Below are 5,718 nucleotides of genomic sequence, written 5' to 3'. Positions count from 1 at the left end.
TTCCTAAGCGATAACAATCAGGCACATTCATCCAGTGCAAGCACTCATCAATCGGAACGTCTCCAGAGAAATCATTCGCTGCTAGGTTTACCTCACTCATTCCTGTTCGAATGTCTTTATAGCCGTCATTCAGCAATAACCGGCCATGAGTGGTTAGGTCTTGCCCATCAAAGCAGGGGGCCATTAGGGTGGGTTGGAGGCAATACATTACCTCATTCTCTGGTCCCATTTGTGTCGCAGACAGATCAAGCTCCCAGGCCACAGGCATGATTGAAAGCGCGCTTAATAAATATCGAGCAATAAAAGTCATGAGCCGTGCCAGTTTTGAAGTCCGAGATTCAATGAAATATCAAGGAGAGACATACTACGTCAACGCTATCGGGGCTCACAGGAACCCGCTGTGATCACTCAATAAAGAGCTGCTCAAGTGTACATCGAAGTGCCTCTTTGACAACTGGGCAAAGCTGAAACAATCAGGGCAAAAAAACCAAAGAACAAACTTACTCGTTCTGATTATCAGGGTTACCTGTTTCTTCAGACGCACTATCTTCATAACTAATGTGCATGGCACTTCGAAACTCTGTATCTATCGCCATAAATTTCGTACGGAAGACAGCAATTTGGTCAGGTACTGAGATATTGCCTTTGTTTTTCATAGTCAACAACCCTTCGTTAAACTCGTTGTATAAGGTGCAAAATTTATGGCAAAACCTTGTATTGAGCAACCAGATATCCCTGTGATTACTACTGCGTTCAATCAGTGCAATGGTTGTCACCAACGCACTTGAAACAATTGCTATGGAGCTCCAACAAGTTGGAGGATAATAATAAGTTGCAGCCAATGCGACACTGACCGTAGTGACAAAAGAGAGCCAGATTTTGACATGTTGAAAGAACAGGTATCGTTTCCGATGGTACATTTTGTTTTCGTGCATCCACCGAATCTTTTGCTCTATATCTTCTTAAAACTTAGACGCCAGTTTACGAGAAATAGTGTCAAGATTATTATTCATAGCAAGGCGATCAAGAAAGGTTGCTTTATTATTCTGTAAGTAACCTCTCTCTAGGCTGCCCTGAGGACGACGTCCAATAAAATATGTAAATTTATCCCAAAGCTTTTTGATCATTTTCACGCTCTTCTTAATTTACAAATTGCGTTGGCTAAAGGATTACAACACCATCTTAAATATAAGAGTTAGGTTGGTTTCCTAGTAAGTGGGTCAATGCTGTCTAGCGATCGTTTGATAGACTTACCTAACAATAATTGAATTGCATCATTACCATAAATTTTAAACCACCAATCACCCATTGCTTTAAGCTTATCAATGTTAGCTTTTGATATATCGTCCATTGCATCGTCTGGTGGATTAGGCATTGTCTGTTTACTCATATCAGAATTTACATGTATGTAATTTCCATCTCTGAGTAATGTTCTTGCTTGGTAAGAAACAATTTTTTCGTCTCTAAGCAAGTCAATTATATTGCCTTTTGTAACCCACCCCAAGGCCCCCCACTTTCTTGATTCAGGCCCATTAATTTTTCGAGTTCTAAATCCTGTCCCAACTGAAAGTACAAGTAGCTCACTAATAGGTGTATTTTGCCATGCTCTCAAGGCTTCAGCGATTGCACACATTGTAGGATTGTTGGTTGTAACACCTCCATCAACATACCAGTGACCATTTAGGCTTTTGGTAGGAAAGTATGTAGGCCCAGCACTGGATGCATCTGCAATGTCGGAAGATAATTTTCTTCGGTTTTCTTGATCTGTTGATTTAAAAACTACAGGTGTTCTTTTTTCTACATCATAAGTGACGGCGAGCACATGTTTACCATCAGGAACATCTTGAATCCGTGCAGAACCAAATTTCTCAGAGAGAACTTTTGTCTTACCGAATCCTTCATATTTCGGTGCATTAATACCATCAAGCTCGAATAATCCCTTATTCTCTTTAAATATTTTTTTTGCGGTAGTGACATTATACAGCTCGTTTATCTGGGACATAGTAAGGTTCGTCGTTGCTAAAGCTAATGCTATGATTGATCCAGTACTAGTTCCAGCATAAAAATCGACGCAATCACGTATTGATGTATTATGTTCTTTCATTAAAGATTCTTCAATTCGAGCCAAAAATTGGGTAGTTGCAGCGCCTCTCACTCCACCACCAAGGCACGTTAGAATAATTTTAGGCATATTCATTCCTTAATTTTTATTTTGAGGGCTAAATTTTTTATCTTATATGTATAGGTAATCATGTTTCCCGTGTATGTTTAAATCATGAGAATGATCATTATAAAATTTCAAAATTCACTAAGATAAACGCAGGCATAATGGATAGAGCGACTTTGAATTTATAGAGAAAAAATTATTCAAGGGAATTAGAGAAAAAATAGTGAATATCTCGCTCATATCGGAAGGAAACACATATTAACACCGAAGGCCAAATCAGTTACAGATAGCAACCCAGGGGAACAGCAGAGCAGCCACTGAACTGGCTTGATGATGGTTCTATTGACAGCTGGTACAACGCAGTGAACCAAGGTGGTTGTGACAGAGGCTTTTACTAAAGTAACTCATCATCGAAATAATATTGATGCTCAAAGGCGCTTTAGTGTTGCCGCTCTGTGCCGTAGAAGGCTTTATTAACAGGTATTAGATTTGGTGGGTGTGTCGCTGAGACAAGCAGATTTCAACCACAACATCAATAATGCAAAAAAAAACTCCTAGCTGGTGGCCATGGAGGTTTGGTGAGTTAAAACAGTATTTGGAAGCTTTTGGGGGCTACATGTTAACTTCAAGCTCAACATCCCCCACCGGTACCGCACAACAGCTCAAAATTTCGTTGTCCGAGGTGAATCCAATCGGTTCTCGAATATAAATCACCTGGCCATCGATCAACTTGCATTTACAGCTTCCGCAGTACCCCTCCCGGCATTGAGCTTGAGTGGGGACGCCCGTATGTTCCATGACACGCAACAAGGTCTGATAGGTCGATTTTACATCACCCTCATAAGGCCACCTCTGCAAGCAGCCGTGAAACGCCAATCTCATATTGATAGTGCATATTTTTCTCCCTGATAAGTCATTTTGCGATGAAATCAAAGAGCGATTTTATGTGCACCTATGGTTAATTGATGATCAGGGAGAGGGGAAGGTTCCGGGGATGAGCTTACGCATCGGTATTTGAGTAAAGAGCGAAAGGATTACACCTACACCAGGTGTATGAAACCCTCCTGGCGGTCAAGAGGTTGGTTTTAGAGTAAATTCAACTGAATACACCCTACAAACCAACTTCACACCTCTACAAACTGGCGATGACCCGCTCTCCCCAACCGGTATCTTGCAACGCAAACAGCGCCTGGAGGAACCCACAAGCCAGCATCGTTGGCCAAATCAGTAACTCAATCACAACCTGACGGGACAACAGCCAGTGCCCCGAGCCTGACTGGCTATTCGAAATGTGAACGTTCAGGCTTTGCCAGGAGACCACCAGAGCCATTTCAATGAACATGATTGTAGCGATCGCTACCAAGAACGATGGGATGCCGGTAATGGACACACGGTTTAACACTGTGAGCGAAATGACCAACAAAATCAGCATGCGTCGATCTTCATGCAAAAAGTGGATAAAGCGATCATAGAAAGAAATCACAAAAAGACCTCAGGTTTTACGATTGAAATATGGGTTCTGAAAACCATACTAATAGATAATCAGAAAGTTACAAAACCTATTCATCACAACTCCCGGTAGCTCAATCCATTCGTGCAACTCATGTATGAATTACTCCCCTCATCAGACGAGTACCATAAACAATTCAAAGCCTAATTCTAAATAGTGAAACTATTACCAATAAGATCATAAATGCGTATGAAACACTCCCCCCTCCAGAACCACTTGAGTTAGCCGGTGAATCACTAGGAGCGTCCTCAGTGACAGCTACACTAGCTAAGTACCTTAGTTGACCACCTAGAACTACTGGAGTTAGCTCACTAGGCGATAGACTTCTTAAACCTCTGCCAGGCCACGGGTCAAAAGCTAACGCTCCGATTATTTGAGGGCCTTGAAGCGTAACAATATAATCTACTGATGAAAGAACCATCGCATGTCCTGCAGTACCTATGATTAAAGGTTTTTCTTGATCAAGATTATCTACAATATCTTGGTTGGTTAGATTGGTTACTCCAGCATCAAGATCAAACAACCCCGTAACCCTGGATGAAAAAGGAACACTTAAGTCGTCGTACCAATCTTTATTTATTTGTCGAGAAATGGTTGAACCATAAGCTGCTGGCATATTCACCGGGCTTCCATAAACCTCAGAGACTATTCTTTCTTGAGAGACTGGGTGTGAGTAATATTTAAAAATCATACTTATAGAAGCTGCCCAACACCATTGAGATTGGTACTGATTTTGAAATGCAGCTTGAAAAAAATTAGAGAAATCCAATTCAGATCTACATTGCCGATTTCCATTAATATCGTTAATACAGTTAGTTTGTGAAACAACCGAGCTAGTATGTAATAATAACAATAAAGCTATGAAAATCTTCATCTTTATCTCCTCTGGCTAATGTGTATTACATACGAATATGAAGCTCGCCCAATAGAGCATGTAAATTATGTATATAAATGAAGGGAAAACATGTCTCGTTATTGAGATGATTTATATCTAAAATATAAGCAAACTTTCTTTGTGTGTTTTTTACAACAAGTCCACCTCAAAGTACAACATTGTATAGTGTTAGCGTCAAATTTGTATAATGATAATAAATTAATACAAAAAAATCAGTTCTGTAGTTTTTTAATTTTAAGAACATAAAGTTGATTTTTTCGTTATTGAGTATTAGATTTTAGATAATATTATTTAAAATGAAAATGGTAGTCACATGGGAAGTAAAAGAGCTGAATATATATCATTGCTCGTTGCTACAACCGCACTATTGCTTTCACAATTCAAGCCGATGCATGAATACTTTAAGTCACCAAATGTCAAAGTTGAAATCAATGATACTGTACAAGTTGGTCATTTTTTAGGTGAGTTAATATTTCAACCATACATAAAAATATCTAATATAGGTGAAGATACCGGCCATCTAGTTAAAATTCACACTCTGATTGTAAGTGATGATTTAAATAGATATAAAAAAGAGCTTGCAGACACATCATTTTACTCAGATGCCACCACCGCAGGAATAGACAATCAACCAACTGTCATGCCATTCACTGGCTTAGATATAAAACCTGATGATAGTTTTTCGAGATATTTTATATTTAGGAATGACAGTTCAACCTCACAGGACCGATTCTTTATTAACAACCTTCAAAGTGAATTAGTGAATGAAATCGGACCGTATAACCCATACCTTGTACGTGAGTCGTCAGTCATTAGCGATCAACTTTTTGATAAAATTTATGATTTCACTACAAATAGAATGAATGGGTTCATACCAGGGGATTACTATTTCGTGGTGATTGTTTGGACGAGTGACGCCAAAGATCCCTCCGAGATATATTTCAAGTTTAATATCAGTCATGAAGACGCTAAATCTCTTAATGAGATATCAAAAAGATATCGTTTTGCTGAGGGCTTAATAAGACCAGCAACAATGCAAGTTTTAATTCCTATAAACCTATTAAAAGTGTCAAATGAACAAGCCCAAAATATACACAATTATATTGCTTCACAGTAATAAATAAAGCTAAAGATTTTTACTGTGAT

General features: G+C 39.1%; 7 protein-coding genes. 1 reads left to right on the top strand and 6 read right to left on the bottom strand.

The window, feature by feature from the left end; all coding sequences use genetic code 11:
* The 6 genes from ACYP03_RS23640 to ACYP03_RS23615 all read right to left on the bottom strand — a co-directional run.
* Positions 1–310, bottom strand: a 310-nt coding sequence (locus tag ACYP03_RS23640) for a hypothetical protein (RefSeq protein ID WP_459782309.1), incomplete at its 3' end; no start/stop codon positions are given.
* A 190-nt stretch (positions 311–500) separates the two neighbouring features.
* On the bottom strand, positions 501–956 hold the full coding sequence (locus ACYP03_RS23635) for an SLATT domain-containing protein (protein ID WP_459782310.1): 456 nt from the start codon (positions 954–956) through the stop codon (positions 501–503).
* Between the two features lie 239 nt (positions 957–1,195).
* The gene (locus ACYP03_RS23630) at positions 1,196–2,191 is read right to left on the bottom strand and encodes a patatin-like phospholipase family protein (protein WP_459782308.1); all 996 of its coding nucleotides are present in this window, start codon (positions 2,189–2,191) and stop codon (positions 1,196–1,198) included.
* Positions 2,192–2,779: 588 nt separating this feature from the next.
* Positions 2,780–3,049, bottom strand: coding sequence for a class I ribonucleotide reductase maintenance protein YfaE (gene yfaE / locus ACYP03_RS23625; RefSeq protein WP_459782307.1), 270 nt, complete (start codon positions 3,047–3,049; stop codon positions 2,780–2,782).
* A gap of 250 nt (positions 3,050–3,299) precedes the next feature.
* Positions 3,300–3,599, bottom strand: a complete 300-nt coding sequence (locus tag ACYP03_RS23620) for a hypothetical protein (RefSeq protein WP_459782306.1) — start codon at positions 3,597–3,599, stop codon at positions 3,300–3,302.
* Positions 3,600–3,813: 214 nt separating this feature from the next.
* Positions 3,814–4,551 (bottom strand): papain-like cysteine protease family protein, encoded by a 738-nt coding sequence (locus ACYP03_RS23615; protein WP_459782305.1) that lies wholly within the window; start codon positions 4,549–4,551, stop codon positions 3,814–3,816.
* 334 nt (positions 4,552–4,885) lie between these two features.
* Here ACYP03_RS23615 and ACYP03_RS23610 point away from each other — a divergent pair, with 334 nt between their 5' ends.
* Entirely contained in the window at positions 4,886–5,689 is an 804-nt protein-coding gene (locus tag ACYP03_RS23610; protein WP_459782304.1) for a hypothetical protein, read from the top strand.
* Positions 5,690–5,718 lie beyond the last annotated feature (29 nt).

Source organism: Photobacterium sp. R1, from assembly GCF_054600795.1.
Note: the sequence above shows the minus strand (reverse complement) of the source record. Positions and strands in the feature narration are given on the sequence as shown.